This window comes from Ferribacterium limneticum (assembly GCF_020510585.1).
Taxonomy (GTDB): Bacteria; Pseudomonadota; Gammaproteobacteria; order Burkholderiales; family Rhodocyclaceae; genus Azonexus.
Map to the genome: position 1 here is coordinate 3,007,860 of NZ_CP075190.1, position 19,793 is coordinate 3,027,652.

Annotated in this window: 17 protein-coding genes and 1 tRNA gene; 7 read left to right on the top strand and 11 right to left on the bottom strand. The window is 60.0% G+C overall.

Annotated features, from left to right (window positions below; all coding sequences use genetic code 11):
- Positions 1–2: 2 nt before the first annotated feature.
- Together KI613_RS14415 and KI613_RS14420 are read right to left on the bottom strand one after the other, a co-directional pair.
- Complete coding sequence (locus tag KI613_RS14415) at positions 3–194, bottom strand: hypothetical protein (RefSeq protein ID WP_226400659.1); 192 nt, start codon at positions 192–194, stop codon at positions 3–5.
- Positions 195–386: 192 nt separating this feature from the next.
- On the bottom strand, positions 387–1,007 hold the full coding sequence (locus KI613_RS14420) for a TetR family transcriptional regulator (RefSeq protein ID WP_310492077.1): 621 nt from the start codon (positions 1,005–1,007) through the stop codon (positions 387–389).
- A 140-nt stretch (positions 1,008–1,147) separates the two neighbouring features.
- Here KI613_RS14420 and KI613_RS14430 point away from each other — a divergent pair, with 140 nt between their 5' ends.
- The 4 genes from KI613_RS14430 (at position 1,148) to KI613_RS14445 (ending at position 8,099) form a co-directional block, all read left to right on the top strand.
- The gene (locus KI613_RS14430) at positions 1,148–2,323 is read left to right on the top strand and encodes an efflux RND transporter periplasmic adaptor subunit (RefSeq protein ID WP_226400661.1); all 1,176 of its coding nucleotides are present in this window, start codon (positions 1,148–1,150) and stop codon (positions 2,321–2,323) included.
- Between the two features lie 9 nt (positions 2,324–2,332).
- Positions 2,333–5,443, top strand: coding sequence for an efflux RND transporter permease subunit (locus tag KI613_RS14435; RefSeq protein ID WP_226400663.1), 3,111 nt, complete (start codon positions 2,333–2,335; stop codon positions 5,441–5,443).
- A gap of 1 nt (position 5,444) precedes the next feature.
- Positions 5,445–6,857, top strand: a complete 1,413-nt coding sequence (locus KI613_RS14440; protein ID WP_226400665.1) for an efflux transporter outer membrane subunit — start codon at positions 5,445–5,447, stop codon at positions 6,855–6,857.
- 264 nt (positions 6,858–7,121) lie between these two features.
- Positions 7,122–8,099 carry a sensor domain-containing diguanylate cyclase gene (locus KI613_RS14445; RefSeq protein ID WP_226400666.1) on the top strand — a complete coding sequence of 326 codons (978 nt, stop codon included), beginning with the start codon at positions 7,122–7,124 and terminating at the stop codon, positions 8,097–8,099.
- 3 nt (positions 8,100–8,102) lie between these two features.
- Here the strand turns inward: KI613_RS14445 and rlmB are convergent, their stop codons facing one another.
- Both rlmB and KI613_RS14455 read right to left on the bottom strand, forming a co-directional pair.
- Complete coding sequence (rlmB, locus tag KI613_RS14450; RefSeq protein WP_226400668.1) at positions 8,103–8,834, bottom strand: 23S rRNA (guanosine(2251)-2'-O)-methyltransferase RlmB; 732 nt, start codon at positions 8,832–8,834, stop codon at positions 8,103–8,105.
- Between the two features lie 70 nt (positions 8,835–8,904).
- A complete protein-coding gene (locus KI613_RS14455; RefSeq protein WP_226400670.1) occupies positions 8,905–9,468 on the bottom strand; it encodes a hemerythrin domain-containing protein in 564 nt (187 codons plus the stop codon).
- A 197-nt stretch (positions 9,469–9,665) separates the two neighbouring features.
- Here KI613_RS14455 and KI613_RS14460 point away from each other — a divergent pair, with 197 nt between their 5' ends.
- Positions 9,666–10,454 (top strand): HDOD domain-containing protein, encoded by a 789-nt coding sequence (locus KI613_RS14460; protein WP_226400672.1) that lies wholly within the window; start codon positions 9,666–9,668, stop codon positions 10,452–10,454.
- A gap of 15 nt (positions 10,455–10,469) precedes the next feature.
- On the opposite strand, the gene rnr is transcribed toward KI613_RS14460, so the two are convergent.
- The gene (rnr, locus tag KI613_RS14465; RefSeq protein ID WP_226400673.1) at positions 10,470–12,947 is read right to left on the bottom strand and encodes a ribonuclease R; all 2,478 of its coding nucleotides are present in this window, start codon (positions 12,945–12,947) and stop codon (positions 10,470–10,472) included.
- A gap of 40 nt (positions 12,948–12,987) precedes the next feature.
- Here rnr and KI613_RS14470 point away from each other — a divergent pair.
- Both KI613_RS14470 and KI613_RS14475 read left to right on the top strand, forming a co-directional pair.
- Positions 12,988–13,072, top strand: a tRNA-Leu gene (locus KI613_RS14470).
- Positions 13,073–13,301: 229 nt separating this feature from the next.
- Positions 13,302–13,649, top strand: coding sequence for a hypothetical protein (locus KI613_RS14475; protein ID WP_226400674.1), 348 nt, complete (start codon positions 13,302–13,304; stop codon positions 13,647–13,649).
- Positions 13,650–13,701: 52 nt separating this feature from the next.
- On the opposite strand, the gene KI613_RS14480 is transcribed toward KI613_RS14475, so the two are convergent.
- From KI613_RS14480 to hflX, 6 genes are read right to left on the bottom strand one after another with little or no spacing between them, the layout of a single operon-like run.
- Complete coding sequence (locus KI613_RS14480) at positions 13,702–15,012, bottom strand: adenylosuccinate synthase (protein ID WP_226400675.1); 1,311 nt, start codon at positions 15,010–15,012, stop codon at positions 13,702–13,704.
- 3 nt (positions 15,013–15,015) lie between these two features.
- On the bottom strand, positions 15,016–16,170 hold the full coding sequence (locus KI613_RS14485) for an ATP phosphoribosyltransferase regulatory subunit (protein ID WP_226400676.1): 1,155 nt from the start codon (positions 16,168–16,170) through the stop codon (positions 15,016–15,018).
- Positions 16,167–16,352: a DUF2065 domain-containing protein gene (locus KI613_RS14490; protein WP_226400677.1), complete on the bottom strand. Its 186-nt coding sequence runs from the start codon at positions 16,350–16,352 to the stop codon at positions 16,167–16,169. Before KI613_RS14490 ends, KI613_RS14485 begins: the two co-directional genes overlap by 4 nt.
- Positions 16,349–17,236, bottom strand: coding sequence for a protease modulator HflC (hflC, locus tag KI613_RS14495; protein ID WP_226400678.1), 888 nt, complete (start codon positions 17,234–17,236; stop codon positions 16,349–16,351). The genes KI613_RS14490 and hflC overlap by 4 nt, the downstream gene beginning before the upstream one ends.
- Positions 17,236–18,546, bottom strand: a complete 1,311-nt coding sequence (gene hflK, locus KI613_RS14500; protein ID WP_226405759.1) for an FtsH protease activity modulator HflK — start codon at positions 18,544–18,546, stop codon at positions 17,236–17,238. The genes hflC and hflK overlap by 1 nt, the downstream gene beginning before the upstream one ends.
- A 37-nt stretch (positions 18,547–18,583) precedes the next feature.
- Positions 18,584–19,738, bottom strand: a complete 1,155-nt coding sequence (gene hflX, locus KI613_RS14505) for a GTPase HflX (protein ID WP_226400679.1) — start codon at positions 19,736–19,738, stop codon at positions 18,584–18,586.
- Positions 19,739–19,793: the final 55 nt, after the last annotated feature.

Sequence of the window (19,793 nt, forward strand, 5' to 3'; positions counted from 1 at the left end):
ATCTACGAATCGCCAGTCGGCGCTGGCAGGGTCTTGGCCAGATCAAGCGGCGGCACGACAGCACGCTTGCGGACGCCATTGCCATGCCAGAAAAGCAACGCCCAGATCAACGACCCCAGGGGCAGCACCACGCCGATACCGAACAAGCCAATCTTGAGCGAACGCCCCCAGGACGACTGGGCAGCGAACATCATTCCGGTTGCTTGTGGCAACCGGCGAACCCAAACAGCATAGCCGCGCACCAATGCGCCGGCGTTTCTTATCATGGCGGGAAAACCCTCGTCTAATCTGGACGGGATTATGGGTGCCGCTCATTGCCGGGAGATGACCGCCGCATCTCTTTCAGGTAGTCGGCTCATCAGCCGCATGAGAAAACCGTCGCCGGCTTACCCCTGCCGCCGCAACGCCACATGCATCGTGATCATCGCCGGAATCCGCTTGTCGATATCCGAGCCCTTCTGGCAACCGAGCATCAAGTGCAGGAGACCGCTGGTAAAGGCCCAGGTGTCGCGGGCCGTCGCTTCCGGGTCGAGCCCCTGACGCAAGGTGCCCTTGTCCGCTGCCTTGCGGTAGTAGCGTTCCATCTTTTCGAGAAACTCGTAAGCCGGGCGGCCGGCCTCTTCCTGGACCGCAGCGAATTCATCGACGTATTCGCAGCGCGAAATCATGATTTCGAAGACTTCGCGCACCACCGGGCAGTCGTCGAGGACGCGGAAAAATTCCTTGAGCGAGGCTTCAATGGCGTCAAGCGGATTTTCGTAGGCTTCGGAAAAGAGCAGGGAGTCGGTCCGTTCGACCATGGGGCGGAAGACATCCTCGCGCATGGCGAAAAACAACTCGGCCTTGTCCTTGAAATGCCAGTAGATTGCGCCGCGGGTGACGCCCGCTTCCTTGGCAATTTTTTCCAGCGTCGAACGGCTGACGCCGCACTCGTGAAACACCGTGCGCGCCGATCCAATGATGTCCTGACGGGTTTTTTCCGCGTCTTCCTTGGTTTTTCTGACCACTTTGTCCTCTCCCGGCCTGGCAACTTTCTGGCTTGGCCGTTGCCAATGTTAAGCCATCAACTTCGACACCGAAAATATTTTACATACATTCGTGTTTGTATATAATAGCCCAAACTTTTCTAAAATTGGAGTCCTTCCCCATGATTTCCGGAAATCTGCTGCGGCGTACCACGCTTTCGACTCTTATCGGTGCAACGGTTCTTGGCACCGCCCTGCTCACCGGCTGCTCGGACAACAAGCCGGCTGGCGGCCCACCGATGGGGCCGATGCCGGTCACCGTGCTGGAAGTTCAACCGCAGAAAGTACCCAGTTCCGTCGAGGTCATGGCGCAGACTGAAGGCGCCCGAGAAACCGAAGTACGCGCCCGCGTCGCCGGCATTCTGGTCAAGCGCCTCTATCAGGAAGGCGAGACGGTCAAGGCCGGCCAGCCGCTGTTCCAGATCGACCGCTCGAGCTACGAAATCGCCCTGGCCGAAGCCAAGGCCAAGGCCGAGCAGACCAGCCGTGAAATGAATCGCCTGAAGAGCCTGATTGAAGCCAAGGCAATCAGCCAGAAAGAGTACGACGATTCCGCCTCGAATAACGCCATCGCCCAGGCCGCGCTGCGTCAGGCCGAGCTGAATCTGTCGTGGACGATCGTCACCGCACCGGTTTCCGGCACCACCGGCCGCGCCGCCAAGTCCGAGGGCAACCTGATCACGGCCGGGGCCGACAGCCTGCTCACCTCGATCTACCAGAGCAACCCGATCTGGGTCCGCTTCAGCCTCGGCGACAGCGATCTGGCCAAGCTGGCCGGCGGTCGCGTGACCAACAAGAATATCAGCGGCGTCGAGCTGATCCTGGCCGACGGCACGGTCTATCCGAAGACCGGCAAGCTCAACTTCCTGGCCAGCAACATCGACACCACGCTCGGCACCCAGGCCCTGCGCGCCGAGTTCGACAACCACGACAACCAGTTGCTGCCCGGCCAGTTCGTCCGCATCCGCCTGCTCACCGGCGAGCGTGATGGCGTTTTCCTGGTGCCACAGTCGGCCGTCGTGCAGACCGAGCAAGGCCCGCTCGTCATGCTCGCCGGCGAAGGCGACAAGGTTACGCCACGTCCGATCCAGGCTGGCGAATGGCGCGGCAAGGACTGGGTCATCCTCGGCGGTCTGAAGGCGGGCGACAAGGTCATCATCGACAACCTGATCAAGTTGCGCCCCGGCGCCCCGGTCGCTCCGCATGGCCCTGGCGAAAAGCCGGGCGCTCCGGCCCCGGCCAAGGACGCCGCCGCGCCGGCGAAGGAAGCTGCACCGGCACCGGCCAAGCAGGGTTAAGGAGCAGCCATGTCCAAATTCTTCATCAACCGGCCGATTTTCGCGTCGGTCATCTCGATCATCATCGTCATTGCCGGGCTGGTTGCCTCGCGCGTCCTGCCCATTGCGCAGTATCCGGAAATCGCGCCGCCGACCGTGCTGATCACCGCCACCTATCCGGGCGCTTCGGCCGAAACGCTGGCCAAGACTGTCGCTGCGCCGATCGAGGAGCAGTTGAACGGTGTCGAGGGCATGCTGTATTTCAATTCCTCGGCAACTGCCAACGGCACGGTGACCATCACCGCGACCTTTGAGGTCGGGACCAACGCGGACCTCGCCGCGGTCAATGTCAACAACCGGGTCAAGGCCGCCGAGGCGCGTTTGCCAGCTGCCGTGCGGACCAACGGGGTGATCGTCCAGAAGCGCTCGAACGACATCCTGAACGTCGTCGCGCTGAAGTCGGAGGGCGGCAAGTACAGCACGCTGTTCCTGTCCAACTATGCCAGCCTGAACATCGCCGACGAACTGAAGCGGATCAAGGGCGTCGGCGACGTCACCATCTTCGGCGCCCAGGACTATTCGATGCGCATCTGGCTGAGGCCGGACCGCATGGCCCAGCTCGGCGTGACGACCAGCGAGGTCGCCGCCGCCATCGCCGCCCAGAACGCCCAGAACGCGGCCGGCAAGATCGGCCAGGAACCTTCGCCGGATGACCAGCAACTGGTCTATACGGTGACTGCCAAGGGCCGCCTGTTGAGCGAGGAGGAGTTCGGCAACATCGTCATCCGTGCCAGCGGCCCGGGCGGCCTGCTGCGCCTCAGGGACATCGCCCGCATCGAGCTCGGCGCCTACAACTACGACCAGCGGGTGACACTCGATGGCCAGCCGACCATTGCCATGGGCATCTTCCTGCAGACCGGCGCCAACGCGCTGGAAACGGCGGCATCCATCAGAACCAAGATGGACGAACTGAAGCTGCGTTTCCCGGCCGGCATGGACTACGTCATTCCCTACGATACGACGCACTTCGTCTCGGCCTCGATCAAGGAGGTCGTCAAGACGCTGGCCGAGGCCATGCTGCTCGTCCTCGCAGTCGTCTTCATCTTCCTGCAGAGCTGGCGCGCCACGCTGATCCCGATGATCGCCGTACCGATCTCGCTGATCGGCTCCTTCGCCGGCCTCTGGCTGTTCGGCTTCTCGATCAACATGCTGACCCTGTTCGCCATGGTCCTGGCCATCGGCATCGTCGTTGACGACGCCATCGTCGTGCTGGAAAACGTCGAGCGCCTGATGGCCGAGGAAAAGCTGTCGCCCAAGGATGCGGCGATCAAGGCCATGAAGCAGGTGACCGGGGCGCTGATCGCCATCGTCCTGGTCCTGGTCTCGGTATTCATTCCGGTCGCCTTCCTCGGCGGCATCGCCGGCCAGTTGTACAAGCAGTTCGCGGTAACCGTCGCCGTCGCCGTCGTGCTCTCCGGCGTCGTCGCGCTGACCCTGACGCCGGCGCTGTGCGCCCTGCTGTTGAAGGCCCAGCATACTGAGAACAAGTGGTTCCGTCCCTTTAATCGACTGTTCGAGCGCTTTACCCGCTCCTACGTCAGCACTGTCAGCCTGACGCTAAAGCACGGCATCATCGGCGCCATCATTTTCGCACTGGTCGTCGCGTCGACCGTCGCCTACTTCCGCATCATCCCCGGCGGCTTCGTGCCGGCCGAAGACCAGGGTTACCTGATCTCGGCGCTGATCCTGCCCGACGGTGCGACGCTGAAGCGCACCGAGAAGACCGGCGAAGGCATGCGCCAGATGTTTGCCAAGGACGAAGCAGTGGCCCATACCTTCATCGTTTCCGGCTTCGACCTGATCGGCGGCGGCAATAAGCCCAACGCCGGCACCATCTTCATCCCGCTCAAGGACTGGTCGGAGCGCCAGGGCAAGGCGCAGGACCTGGCCGGCAAGTTCATGGGCTTCGGCATGATGCAGCCGGATGGCCTCGGCCTGGTCTTCAATCCCCCGCCCATCCGCGGCCTCGGCACCGCCGGCGGCTTCGAGGTCTATGTCCAGAACCGCGTGGACGGCGATGTCCGCAAGCTCAACGAGGTCACCCAGCAGTTCATTGCCGATCTGCAGAAGCATCCGGAATTCACCCGCATCAACACCTTCTTCCGGCCGACCGTGCCCCAACTGTTCGTCGAGGTCGACGAGCAGAAGGCGCTGGCGCTGGGCATCCCGATCGCCGACATCTACTCGACGCTGCAAAGCACGATGGGCGCCCTCTACATCAATGACTTCAACAAGGCCGGCCGCGTTTACCGCGTGCAGTTGCAGGCCGAAGCCAACTCCCGGATGAAACCGGACGACATCGGCAAGGTCTATGTGAAGAGCGCAACGACCGGCGCGATGATTCCGCTCTCCGCGGTCAGCCAGGTCAGGAACATCGTCGGTCCTGAGCAGATCGAACGCTACAACGGCTTCACCTCGGCCAAGGTCCTGGGTGATAGCAAACCGGGTGTCAGTTCGGGCGACGCCATCAAGATCGTCGAGGAAGTCGCTGCCGCGACGCTGCCCGACGGCTTCGGCATCGCCTGGACCGGCCAGGTCTTCCAGGAAAAGCGCACATCCGGCTCGTCGCTGCAGGCCTTCGGCTTCGCCGTTGTGATGGTCTTCCTGATCCTCGCCGCCCAGTACGAGAAGTGGTCGCTGCCCATCGCCGTCGTGATGGCCGTGCCCTTCGCGCTGATGGGCGCGCTGACGGCGATCTGGCTGCGCGGCATGCCGAACGACATCTACTTCCAGATCGGGTTGGTGGTACTAATCGGGCTGGCCTCGAAAAACGCCATCCTGATCGTCGAATTCGCCGCCCAGAAATACGACGAAGGGATGACTGTCGCCGAGGCGGCCGTCGAAGCAGCACGCCTGCGCCTACGACCGATCATCATGACCTCGCTAGCCTTCGTGCTCGGCGTCTTCCCGCTGGTCAAGGCCACCGGCGCCGGCGCCGGCGCCCGCCAGTCGATGGGGACCGGCGTCTTCGGCGGGATGATCGCCGCCACCTTCATCGCTACCATTTTCGTCCCGCTGTTCTTCAAGTGGGTGGAACACGGCAAGCAGCAAAAGCCGACCACCCCGAAGGAGGAAAACTAAGATGCATTCCCTGCCCCCGAAACATTTCAAATTTGGCCCAATTTTCGGGTTGACCGTGGCAATCGCCCTGAGCGGCTGCGCCATCGGCCCGAACTACTTCCGCCCGGCTTCGACCCTGCCGGAAGCGGCGCCGGCCGTCGCCACGGCTGAAGCTCCGGTCAACCCGACGTGGTGGACGCTGTTTGGCGACGCCGACCTCAACGCGCTGGTCGACCAGACACTGGCCGCCAACCAGGATCTGCAAGCCGCCATCGCCCGCCTCGAAGCGGCCGAAGCGGCGGCCCGCGAAGCCGGTGCCGACTACTTGCCGCGCATCGGTCTGGAAGCCAGCACCGGACGTAGCAAGAGCAGTGGCGAAACCTACAATGGCCGGAAACAGGGCAGCGCCACCTACGACAACAATCGGGTTGCCGCGACGCTGAGCTACGAGCTCGACCTCTGGGGCCGCATCCGGCGCAGCAACGAAGCGGCGCGGGCCGAAGCGCTGGCCAGCCGTTTCGGCCGCGACAGCCTGCGCCTGACGCTGGTCGGCCAGGTTGCCAACGAGTACCTCAACCTGCGCAGCCTCGACGGCCAGATCGAAGTCACGGCCCAGACGCTCGAATCTCGCAAGCAGGCCCTCAAGATCGTCCAGGCCCGGCTCGATGCCGGCAGCGCCTCGGGCCTCGAACTGGCCCAGGCCGAAAGCGCCCTGAGCGGCGCCCAGGCCCAGTGGAGCCAGTTGCAACGCCAGCGCGCCCTGTCCGAAAGCCAGATCGGCCTGCTCAGCGGCCAGCCCGGCCTCAAGATCGGCGCCACCGGCCTCGACAAGCTACCGTTGCCGCCGACCCCGCCGGCCGGCCTGCCCTCGGCCCTGCTCGAAGCCCGTCCGGACATCCGTCAGGCCGAGGAAAAGCTGGTCGCCGCCAACGCTCGCATCGGCGTCGCCAAGGCCGCCTACTACCCGACGATCAGCCTGACCGGGCTGTTCGGCAGCGAAAGCATGGCGCTGTCCAATCTGTTCACCAGCGGCGCCGGCATCTGGTCGGCCGCCCTCGGCCTCGCCATGCCGGTCTTCGACGCCGGCCGCACCGGCGCCCGGGTCGATCAGGCCACAGCCGTGCAGAAGGAAAGCCTGGCCAACTACCGGAAGACCGTGCAAACCGCCTTCAAGGAAGTAAACGACGCCATCGTCGGCCTGCGCGAATACAGCGAAGAAGAGGCCGCCTACTCGGCCCAGGTCGGCTCCTCGCAAAAGGCGCTCGATCTGGCCCAGAAGCGTTACGAGTCCGGCTATTCCGGCTACATGGACCTGCTCGACGCCCAGCGCACGCTGAACGGCGCCCAGTTGCAGTATCTGGCCAGCCGCAAGAGCCGGCTCGGTGCGGCAGTCGATCTGTTCAAGGCATTGGGTGGCGGTTGGGTAGCCGGCTGATTTGGTCGTCCCCGCTGCCTCGACACACCCGGGACTCCGCTTCGCGGCTGGCGAAGCGGAGTCCCGCCTGCCTGTGCCGGCACTTCCACGGTCAACCGGAAAAAATGGCCAAAAATGAAATCGCTGGCACAGCAAGGCCGGCCCCTCTTTGACACGACCAAAGTCATAGCGTAAGGTTGGCCACACAACAGACCGGCCGATGATCAGGCTGGCAATATTCCCCCGCGAGAACGCATTTTTTTATCCTCAGCAAGGAGAATATCGTTGGATTCCGGCACCCATACGTTTGGCAGCGACATCGAACACAGCATGGCGGTGCGCCTGATGCAGCACTTGGTCGTTCCCACCTTTGTCCTTGATGCCGAACGCCGGGTGACCATCTGGAACCACGCCTGCGAACGTCTGACCGGTATTCCCGCTGCCGAAATGCTGGGCACCAAGGACCACTGGCGCGGCTTCTACAATGAACCGCGCCACTGCCTGGCCGACCTCATCGCACTCGAAAAATTTGACCAGCTCGCCGAGCTCTATGCCGCCCATACCACGCCCGGTGAATTCGGCTTCGGCCTGCGCGCCGAGAACTGGTGCGTCATGCCGGTCAAGGGCGAACGCCACTATCTGGCTGTCGATGCCGGGCCGATTTACGACGACCAGGGCAAGCTGATTGCCATCGTCGAAACGCTGCGCGACATGACCGACCAGAAACTGGCCGAAATGGCGCTGCAGAGCCTGGCGACCAAGGACAGCCTGACCGGTCTGGCGAATCGCCGCTCGCTCGATGACAAGCTCCAGCTTGAATGGAAATGCGGCCTGCGCGCCGGGACTTCGCTGGCTTTCATACTGGCCGATATCGATCATTTCAAGTGCTACAACGATCACTACGGCCACCCGAAAGGCGACGAGTGCCTGCGCTCGGTAGCCGGCGCCATTGGCACAGCGGTATTCCGACCGGCCGACATGACAGCACGTTACGGTGGCGAGGAATTCGCCATCGTCATGCCCAACACTGATCAGGCCGGAGCCCACGCCGTAGCCGAACGCATCTGCGTGGCCATTCGCGCCCTGGCGATCCCGCATGCTGCCTCGGCGACGGCACCGCATGTGACGATCAGCGTCGGCGTTTCAGCCCTCGTTCCCGATTCCGGGAACAGTCTGGAAGCCCTGATCGCCGCTGCCGATGCGGCGCTCTACCGGGCCAAGGGTTCGGGACGAAACCGCACCGTCGTGGACCAACCCACCTAGCTTTCAGCCCAGGCGCCGACGCGCCTCGAACAGGCACACCCCGGCCGCCACGGAAACATTCAGGCTTTCGACACTGCCGTGCATGGGAATCTTGACCAGTTGGTCGCAATTCTCACGGGTCAGCCGACGCATGCCCTCGCCTTCGGCGCCGAGCACCCAGGCGGTCGCCTTCGGCCATTCGGCGGCATAAAGATCACTCTCCGCCTCACCCGCCGTACCGACCACCCAGATCTCGCGTTCCTGCAATTCGCGCAAGGTCCGCGCCAGATTGGTAACCATCACGTAAGGCATCGTTTCGGCCGCCCCGCAGGCCGTCTTGGCCGCTACATCGGTCAGACCGACGGCACGGTCCTTCGGTGCGATGACGGCATGAACACCGGCCGCATCGGCCACACGCAGGCAGGCGCCGAGGTTGCGCGGGTCGGTGATGCCATCCAGCACGAGCAGAAAGGCCGGTTCTTCGAGCGTATCGAGCACATCGTCGAGATGCGCCAGCTTGCGATCACCCTCGATCAGGGCCAGAACACCTTGATGCCTAGCGCCCGGTGCCATGCCGTCGAGCCGCTTGCCGTCGGCCCCGATCACCTTGACGCCCTGCAACTCGGCGTGCGCCAGCAGATCACGCGCCCGCGCATCGTGGCGGGTGGCATCGATGACAATTTCCTTGACCGACTCCGGGTCGTGACGAAGTTTGGCGGTAACGGCGTGAAAACCGTAAATCAGGCGGGATGACATGGCTGCTTTCGAAAAACTGAAGGTCGAATTTTACCGCGCCGGCGCCATCGGCCGGAGATTGAGCATGCTCTTACAAATCCCTGAGCAGCGAATCCTCGCGGGCGATCCAGCGCGACAGGATCAGGTCATGCAGCGCGATGTGGTTGGTCTCCCAGCGGGCGAGCAAAGTATCCAGTTCGCGGATTCGCGAAACGATATGATGCGAGTCGAGCGACGAAACGATTTGCTGCACCGCCAATGAAATCGCCGCATGATCTTCCATGTGCGCCTCGCAGACATCACGGTCAACCATCAGCAGCAGCGAGTCGCGCATGACCATTTCTTCCGTCTTGAAATGGTCGAGGATAAAGGCGAAAACATCACCGAGCATGGCAATCACATCGGCCTCGCAACGCTGTTGCCGCTCATCGCTGCAGCCTGTGCAATCCTTCAGATTGACGTGATCGATGCACACCCGGCGCAAGTTGGCGATGGCGGCAATCAGGAAACGATGCTCGGAATCGATCAGCTTGTGGCCGGTGACCAACTCCGCCGGCAACTCGCCAGTCGACAGCCAATGAGCCGTACTTTCGGACAAAACATCGACAGCAGCACCTGCCATGTGAGGAATGGAAACCACCCGCTGCTTCGTCATCCCTATTCCGAAAGTAGTATAAAGCACTATTTTACCGTCCTAATTTGACTTGTTGATACGGTACTTGTTAATTTTGGTAATAAAATTCAGCAGCAATCCATTGTGCCAATCGGGGGAATCTCTTGCTGACGGAACACCAGAAACATTGGGGCGTTGATCAGTGGGCCGCCTACCTCAGCAGCCAGGAGTTGCCCTGCATGCCGCGCTCAAAAGCGCGCCTGCTCGAACTCGAAGCCGAAAAGGGCGAACGACTGGCCGCTTGCGACCTGGCCGACATCGCCGCCGCCGATCCCTTTCTTTGCCTGCGCCTGTTGCGTGAAGCGGAAAGCCACCGCGCCCAGCGCCTCGGACACGAAACGACCAGCCCGCTCGGCACCATCATGCAACTGGGTACCGATGCCGTGCACAAGTTGATGCTCGAGTGCCCGGAAACCGACGAATCGAACCTCGGCCTGGCCGAATGCGAAGCCCGTGCCCACCTGGCCAGCCGGCTGGCTCTGCGCTGGGGAGTGGCGCGCGCCGACATTTCGCCGGACGAAGTCGCCATGGCCGCCCTCCTTTCGGAAATCGGCGAACTGCTCCTCTGGTCCTTCGCCGCTGAGTTGCCGCTGGCTTCTATTGAAGCCCTGCATTCCGGTCGTTCGCCACGATCTCTGCAGGCGCAGGTAGACACTTGCGGTTTCCGGTTCAAGGATCTGACGCTCAAATGCACCCTGATCTGGCACCTGCCATCGATCCTGACGCAACTGATCCGCGGCATCGACAACACTCGCGCCAACCTGTCCCGTCTTTGTGTCGACACCGCCCGCCATATCAGCAGCGGCCCGGACGACCCCGCCCTCCCCGCCGACATCGCCGCAGCCAAGGAGCTTATCCCCGGCGCATCGCTGGAGTGGCTAACCGAACAGTTACCGGGACTCGACGAAGAGCACGTTTCCGCCATCGCGCTCAAGGCGGCAGATCTCCTCGACCCGACCCACCACTGAGCGCGACGGCGCCGGTCAGCGCTTTTTCGGCGCCGCTTTTTTGACCGGCTTGGCAGCAGCGGTCTTGCTGCGTGGTGCTGCCGATTTTTTGGCGACCGGCTTTTTGGCCGCAGGCTTGGCCTCACCCCTGACCGCCGGCTTCGCTGATTTTTTGGCAGCTGTTTTCTTGACGGCAGGCTTGGCCGCGGATTTATCCGACTTCGCCGACGCCTTGGCCAGCACCGGCGCCCTGGCCGCAACCGCCTTGGCTACGGGCCGCTGACTTACCGGCTTCACCGCCGTTTTCGGCACCGTTCTTCTCCCGGCGTACGACTTCTCGCTACCCGCCAGGACAAAATCGATCCGGTTCGACTCCAGGTCGGCCCGCACCAGCTTGACCCGCACGCGGTCGCCGAGCCGGAAACGCTCCCCGGTCCGCTCACCAAGCATCTGGTGCTTGATGTTGTCGAACTGGAAGTAATCGGCCCCCAGCTCGGAAACGTGCACCAGACCTTCGATATAAACCGTATCGAGTGCGACGAAAATACCGAAGGCAGTGACCCCGGAAATCGTCCCGTCAAACTCCTCGCCAATCCGCTCCTTCATGAAGAAGGTCTTCAGCCAGTTCTCAACATCGCGCGTCGCCTCATCAGCCCTTCGCTCGGTGCTCGAACATTGCAGGCCGATGTCGTCCCACGCCCGGTCCGGCGTATAGGTTTCACCGGCCAGCACGGCCTTGATGGCGCGATGCACGAGCAGATCGGGATAGCGGCGGATCGGCGAAGTAAAGTGGGTGTAATGCTCATAGGCCAGACCGAAGTGCCCGACATTGTCCGGGCTGTACATCGCCTGACGCAACGAACGCAGCATGACCGTCTGCAGCAACTGGAAGTCGGGGCGCTGCTTGACCTTTTCGAGCAGGATGGCGTAATCCTTGGCGCGCGGATCGTCGCCGCCACCCAGTGCCAGCCCGAACTCACCAAGGAACGCGCGCAGGTTGGCCAGCTTTTCCTCCGACGGTGCCGCGTGGATACGGTACAGGCAGGTCTGCTTGTGCTCGGCAAGGAAATCCGAAGCACAGACGTTGGCCGCCAGCATGCACTCCTCAATGATCCGGTGCGCATCGTTGCGCACCACCGGCACGATGTTTTCGATCTTGCCCTGCTCGTTGAACAACATCTGCGTTTCGGTCGTCTCGAAATCAATCGCCCCGCGCTGACCACGCGCCTTGTGCAAGGCGGCAAACAGCTTGTAGAGGTTCTGCACATGCGGCAGAACGCTGCGGTGCACATCGGTTTCCGGTTCTTTTTCACCGGACAGCCAGGACCAGACAAGGTTGTAGGTCAAGCGGGCATGCGACTTGAACACCGCCGGATAGAATTTGTATTTGCCGATCTTGCCAGTCGAACTGATTTCCATGTCGCAAACCATGGCCATGCGCTCAACATCCGGATTCAGCGAACAAATGCCGTTGGACAGCTTTTCCGGCAGCATCGGAATTACGCGACGCGGGAAATAGACCGAGTTGCCCCGCTCCACCGCCTCGCGATCAAGCGCCATGCCCGGCTTGACATAGTGCGACACGTCGGCAATCGCCACAATCAGACGCCAGCCACGGCCCTTCTTCTCGCAATACACGGCATCATCGAAATCGCGCGCTGTCTCGCCATCGATGGTGACCAGTGCGACATCGCGCAAATCGACACGCCCTTTCAAGTCAGCCTTGGTCACCTTGTCCGGCAAAGCCTTGTTTTCATCCAGCGCCGACTTGGAAAACTCGAAGGGCAGATCGTGCTTGCGCAGCGCGATCTCGATCTCCATACCCGGGTCGGCATAATTGCCCAGTACCTCGATGATCTTGCCGATCGGCTGCGAGAATTTGCTCGGCTGCTCGATGATCTCGACCATCACGACCTGACCGGACTGCGGCCGGTCCTTGGCCTTCGGCACGGGCGGCACCAGGATATCCTGGGAAATACGCTTGTTTTCCGGCGCCACGACAACGACGCCATGCTCGACGAAAACCCGGCCGACAATCCGCGTATTGACCCGCTCGGTCACTTCGACAATGCCGCCCTCAGGACGTCCCTTGCGGTCTGTGCCGGTAACCCGGACCAGCGCCCGGTCGCCATGCAGCACTTTCCCCATCTGATGCTGATCGAGGAAGATATCGGCGCTGCCGTCGTCGGGAACCAAGAAGCCATAGCCATCCGGATGTCCCTGAATGCGCCCCGGTGTCAGGCTGGCCCGCTCAGGCAGGATGTAGGCGCCCTTGCGGTTGCGCATCAACTGGCCTTCGCGCTCCATGGCCCCCAGCCGACGCTGGAACATCTCACGTTCGGTGTTGGTGATATCCAGCAGCTCAGTCAGCTCATTGAACTCAATGGGCCGACCTTCGTCAGCCAGCACCTGCGAGACATATTCACGCGAAGGCAAAGGGAACTCGTAGCGCGCCAATTCACGCTCAAAGAAGGGATCAGCACGACGAATTTTTGATAGTTTTTTTCTTGACATCAGTTCTTCTTTCTCTATAATGGCGGCTCTTCGCACCTGTGCCCAGGTGGCGGAATTGGTAGACGCACTAGTTTCAGGTACTAGCGGGTAACTCCGTGGGGGTTCGAGTCCCTTCCTGGGCACCAGCGATTTTGATAGAAGGCCTTGTTAAAACAAGGCCTTTTTTCATTTCTGCCGCCGGGCTTCGGTAACCGGCCAACACGGCCGACTGCCAATCGCGAACGCATTGTCTCATAGCCGGTGCTTTGCAGCACCGCCGTAACAATTGCTAACACTTGGGTACATAGGGTCGGTCATCCCCCGGCGACATGCCGCGTTACTCGGTTTATCCAAACGACAAATGCGAGTCGAACCATGAAAAAGATTACCGCCCTGTTCATCGCCGCCACACTGGCCATGACCGTCACCACTTCCGCCCAGGCCGACTGGGGCCGCCACCATGGTGGACACGGACATGGTCATGGTTACCGCTCCGGACCCGGCTGGATTGGCCCGGCTACCGTGCTGGCCATCACTGGACTAGCCATAGGCGCCGCCGTAGCATCCCAGAACAGCTATGCCCCGGCTCCAGTTTATAGCGCCCCGCCCCGCCCGATGCCAAGAGCCGACTACGGCACCTGGTACTACTGCGGTTCGTCAGGCCAGTACTATCCGTACACCAATGCCTGCCCGGAAGGCTGGCAGGCTGTACCAGCTCAATAAAAAATAAAAACGGGCCGAAAAGGCCCGTTGACCGCAGCAATCCGGCTTTCGATCAGTTATTGAACGGGTGCTGCTTGAGAATGGTTTCATCGCGCTCCGGACCGGTCGACACGATGGCGATCGGCACTTCGCACAAAACTTCCAGGCGATTAAGGTAGGCACGCGCTTCGGCGGGCAGATCCTCCCAGCGCTTGACACCGAACGTAGTCGCACTCCACCCCGGCATCGTTTCGTAGATCGGCTCGCAACGGGCCACCTCATCGGCACCGATAGGGAGCAGGTCAATGACCTTACCATCGAGCCTGTAGCCGGTACAGATACTCAGTTCCTTGAGGCCATCGAGCACATCCAGTTTCGTGATGCACAGCCCTGTCAGACCGTTGATACGACCCGAACGACGCAGGGCTGCGGCATCGAACCAACCACAACGACGCTTGCGGCCTGTAACAGTGCCAAACTCACGGCCAACCTGCGACATCTGGTAACCCGGCACGCCTTCAGTCTCGATATCCAGCTCACTGGGGAAGGGACCACCACCGACGCGGGTACAGTAAGCTTTGGTAATGCCCAGCACGTAATGCAGCATGCCCGGGCCAATGCCCGAACCGGCAGCAGCCTGGCCGGCAACACAGTTCGACGAGGTAACAAATGGGTAGGTACCATGATCAATGTCGAGCAAGGTACCCTGCGCGCCTTCGAACAGGAGGTTAGAACCGGCCTTGTTGGCAGCGTAAAGGGCTGCAGAAACGTCGGTCACCATTGGCCGAATCTGCTCGGCATCGGCCATTGCCTGATCGTAAACCATCTGAAAATCGACCGCTGGCGCCTTGAAATACTGGGTCAGCACGAAGTTGTGATACTCCAGCACTTCCTTCAGTTTCTCGGCAAAACGTTCAGGATGGAACAGGTCATAGACGCGCAGACCACGGCGAGAAACCTTGTCCTCATAGGTCGGACCAATACCCTTGCCGGTCGTGCCAATTTTCTTGTCATCCGACTTGGCGCCTTCGCGCGCCTGGTCAATGGCTGAGTGGTAGGGCAGAATCAGCGGACATCCCGGGCTGATTTTCAGGCGCGAACGAACGTCAATGCCGCCCTTTTCCAGTTCGGCGATTTCCGACAGCAGATGATGAATATCCAGCACGACGCCATTGCCGATATAGCATTCGACACCATCACGCACGATGCCCGAAGGCACCAGATTCAACTTGTAAACCTGTTCGCCGACGACCAGCGTGTGGCCGGCATTGTGACCGCCCTGAAAACGAACGACACCCTTGGCGTGATCGGTCAGCCAGTCGACGATCTTGCCCTTACCCTCATCGCCCCACTGCGTACCCACCACGATGACATTTTTTGCCATTTTTTAGTCCTCTTGTATTGCTTCAATAATCCAGTGTTCGCCAACCAGCGCCAGTTTTCGGTCACAGACCGGGCCTTCGCAGGCAGTTTCGCCTGGCAGCAACTGAACAACAATTTCGCCCTGTTCGCGCAGCGCGGCGATATGGGCAGCGAGGCGAGCATCGTGCCCGGCATGCGGCGCCAGAATTGCGCCGGATAATTTGCCAGCAGGTGCCAAGCGCGCCACTTCGCGCAAATCCATTGAAAAGCCAGTGGCCGGACGAGCCCGACCGAAGGCCTTGCCAGCTCCGTCGTAACGACCGCCCATCGCAATAGCCGCCGGGTAACCCGGACAGTACGCGGCGAAGACCACACCATTGTGATAGTGATAGCCGCGGAGGTCAGATAGGTCGATCGAAAAAGGCAGTTCAGGAGCAGCGGCCAGCACATGGCGCAGACCGTCCAAGGCAGCCGAAATCGTCGGCAATGCAGGCAACTCTAGCGCGGCCCTTTCCAGAACATCGGCACCACCGTACAGTAGCGGCAAACGCAGCAGTGCTTCGCGATAGGGTGACGGAACATCGACACATGCCTCTTCCAGACCCGGTACGTCTTTGGCCTGCAGAAGGCTCAGGACGGCATCTTCTGCTTCCTGCGACAACCCGGCGGCCTCAGCCAGCGACTGGAAAATTCCGACGTGACCAAGATCAATGCGACTGACAGGAAGTTTTACCCGCTCAAAAGCGCCGGCCATCAGGCGAATGACATCAAGGTCAGCCTCGATACCCGCGTAACCGTAGAGTTCAGCGCCAATCTGAAGCGGCTCACGACCAGCTGAAATCGTTGCTGGCAATGTATGCAGTACGCTGCCGCAATAGCACAAACGGGTAACGCCTTGATGGTTGAGAAGATGAGCATCGATGCGTGCTGCCTGCGGCGTTATGTCGGCGCGAACGCCCATGGTCCGACCAGAAAGCTGATCGACCAGCTTGAAAGTACGCAGTTTCAAATCCTGACCGGCACCAGTCAGCAACGATTCCAGATATTCCAGCATCGGCGGCATGACCAGTTCGTAGCCACGGCCGCGAAAATGGTCAAGAACAGTTCGGCGCAGATTTTCGATGCGCGACGCTTCTGCAGGCAGGGCATCGGCAAGGTATTCAGGTAACAGCCAATTCATGAGAAAACAATCAGTAGGATCAGGCCAATCAGCATCGATGTCAGGCCAACGAAGCGAATTTGCCCATCCGAAAATTGAACAAGGCGACGGAAGGTTTCACGCCAGGCCGCCGGGGCAATAAAGGGCATGAGGCCTTCGAGCACCAACATCAGCGCGAAGGCCATCAGCAGGGTCGAAGTCATTTGCCTTTGTCAGCCCCACGTCCGCCACTCTTCATGTATTTGAAGAAGTCCGAACTGGGTTCAATAACCAGCAAATCGCTCTTGTTCTTGAAGCTGCCGCGATACGCCTCGAGACTACGATAAAAAGCATAGAACTCGGGGTTCTGGCCAAATGCCTGAGCATAGGTATTGGTCGCCTTTGCATCGCCCTCGCCCTTTATCTTCTGGGCGTCGCGATAGGCTTCGGCAACGATAATCTCACGCTGACGATCAGCATCGGCGCGGATTTTTTCGGCCTCGGCAGAGCCTTCCGAACGCAATTCATTGGCCACGCGTTTACGCTCTGCTTCCATACGACGATAAACAGCTTCACTGACCTCTGTCGGCAATTCCACGCGTTTTACCCGAACGTCAACGATCTGCACACCGATCTTGCGCGCATCGGTGTCCGCTTTTTCACGCATCTGGTTCATGATCTTGTCGCGCTCACCGGAAACCACATCATGCACAGTACGTTTGCCGAATTCCTCGCGTAAACCGGCATTGACTGTCTGATTCAGACGGGTCTTTGCCCGCGATTCGTCGCCGCCCACCGAGATGTAATATAGCTGTGGATCGACAATGCGCCACTTGATGTAGGAATCGACCAGCACGTTCTTCTTTTCGGAGGTGATGAAACGCTCCGGCTCGGCGTTATCCAGCGTGATGATCCGCTTCTCGAAATAACGGACGTTCTGAACCATAGGGATCTTGAAATAGAGCCCCGGCTCACTGATCGCCCGCTTGACCTCACCCAACTGAAAAACCACGGCGTACTGGCGCTGGTCGACGGTAAAAATCGACATGGCCATGACTACCAGCACTGTGGCGAAAACAGCACCCAACAAATTGATACGCGGACTCATTAACGTCCCTCCCGATCACGCGAACGCAGCGAACCATCGCGCGAACTTGAAGAATACGAACCACCACCAACCTTCGGGGCCCCCTCAAGTTGTGGCGGGGCATCGTTGGACAACGGCGCTGTCGGCTTGGCTGTCGATGGCGCTACCGAAGCCTCGGGTGCAGCCTGCGCCGCAGTTGTCGCGCTGGCCGCCTGCATCAGCTTGTCAAGCGGCAGATAAAGTAGATTGCCCTGGCCCTTGGTGTCGACCATCACCTTGCTGGTATTGGCGTAAATTTGCTGCATGGTTTCCAGATACATGCGTTGACGCGTCACCTCTGGTGCCTTGGCATACTCGGTCAGCACCTGCTTGAAGCGCGACGCATCACCCTCGGCCGAGGAAATGACGCGCTGCTTGTAACCATTGGCCTCTTCGAGCAGCCGCGCTGCCGTACCCTTAGCCTTCGGAATCACGTCGTTGGCGTAGGCTTGGCCTTCATTTTTTTGGCGCTCCCGATCCTGTCCTGCCTTCACTGCATCATCGAAAGCAGCCTGTACCTGCTCAGGTGGCTGTGCATTCTGCATGGTCACCTTGGAAATCATGATGCCACTCTGGTAGCGGTCAAGGATATCCTGCATCAGCTTCGCAGCTTGGGTAGCAATCTGCTCGCGACCTTCGTAGAGCACAAAGTCCATCTTGCTCTTGCCGACAATTTCGCGAACTGCCGTTTCTGCAGCACCCATTACCGCTTCATCGGTCGAACGGTTATTGAACAGGTATTCAACCGGATCTTTAAGAATGTACTGAACAGCAAACTGGATATTTACGATGTTCTCGTCATCGGTCAGCATCAGCGCTTCTTTAAGCACCTTGTTACGCTCGCTCCCGCGGTAGCCAATTTCGATGGTGCGCACGCCGGTAAGATTGACCAGTTCGTGCGACTGGATCGGATACGGCAGGCGCCAGCGCAAACCAGGATCAGTCGCTTCCTTGAAACTGCCGAACTGAAGCACAAGGCCACGCTGCGAAGCATCCACAATGTAGAAACCAGATGCCAGCCAAACGATAGCCACCAATCCGACAAGCAAACCGACTCCACCACCGATGAATTTCGGATTGAAATCGATATTCGGCATGCGGGGGCCATCGCCACCGCCATTGCCGCCACCACCGCCTTTTTTGCCGAACATGCCGGTTAGTTTGCGATTAAAGTCGCGCCACAGATCTTCAAGATCAGGCGGGCCATCGTTGGGTCGGCGAGGGCCACTACCGTTGGGTTTATCACCATCACTGCCACCGCGGTTGCCCCACTGAGGGTCATTGAGCGACATAAAAATACCTAGGGTCGGAATCATGGGTGTCGGGAATTCAGTAATTGTAATCGTGTTGTGCTTCATGTTCAGCTTCAGCAATCGCCTTCTGACGGGCTTCAGCCTTCGCTCGGGCATATTCGGCCAAGGACTCACGCAGCAAATCCACGCCTTCTCCAGTACGCGCACTAACTCGAACGCGCGCGATATTATCATACTCGCCCCGCTCGACGCCTGGCATGGATTCGGTCATGTCTATCTTGTTCCAGACAATCAATTGCCTGACACGGTCAGCGCCAATTTCCCTGAGCACCTTGTTAACTTCATCGATCTGCTCGTCGCGAGCGTGACTCGCACTATCCACCACGTGCAACAGCAAATCCGCATGGGTTGCCACTTCCAGGGTTGCATGGAAAGCATCGACCAAAGAATGAGGCAGGTCACGAATAAAGCCAACAGTATCGGAAATCACTATATTTCCGGCCCCTTCGATCCACAGTTTGCGCGAAGTTGTGTCGAGCGTAGCAAATAACTGATCGGCAGCAAAAACGCCGGCGTGGGTAAGCGCATTGAATAAGGTGGATTTTCCTGCGTTGGTGTAGCCCACCAGCGAAACATTCAGGACATCACCGCGCATCCGTGCTTTACGCTGAACGCCTCGCTGCCTTGAGAGCCTTCCAAGCCTGTCCTTCAATAACTTGACGCGGTTGCCAAGCAAGCGGCGGTCCGTCTCCAGTTGCTTTTCGCCCGGGCCACGCATACCAATACCTCCACGCTGCCGTTCGAGGTGAGTCCAGCCACGCACCAAGCGTGTCGACAGGTGTTCAAGCTGAGCCAGTTCGACTTGCAGCTTGCCCTCAGCACTGGTAGCACGCAAAGCAAATATATCGAGTATCAGACTGGTTCTGTCGATCACTCGGCACTTTAACTCTCTCTCAAGATTGCGCTCCTGCGCGGGGGAAAGCTCGTGATTAAAAATCACCAGATCCGCTTCACCTGCCGCAACCATCGCACCGATTTCGTCAACCTTGCCTTTCCCGGCAAACGTCTTGGGATCAGGACTCTGGCGCTTGCCAAAAACCTCAGAAATGACCGCGCCACCCGCCGACTCAGCCAGCAAGCGGACCTCTTCCAGTTGATCATCGAGATCGGACTGGCCAAAATCAAGTTGAACGATCACCGCACGTTCACCGGCGGCGGGTCGTTCAATCATGGGCGTTTCCAGAAAGAAGAAGCGCAAACCCACCATAACGGCGGGTCGCTGGACA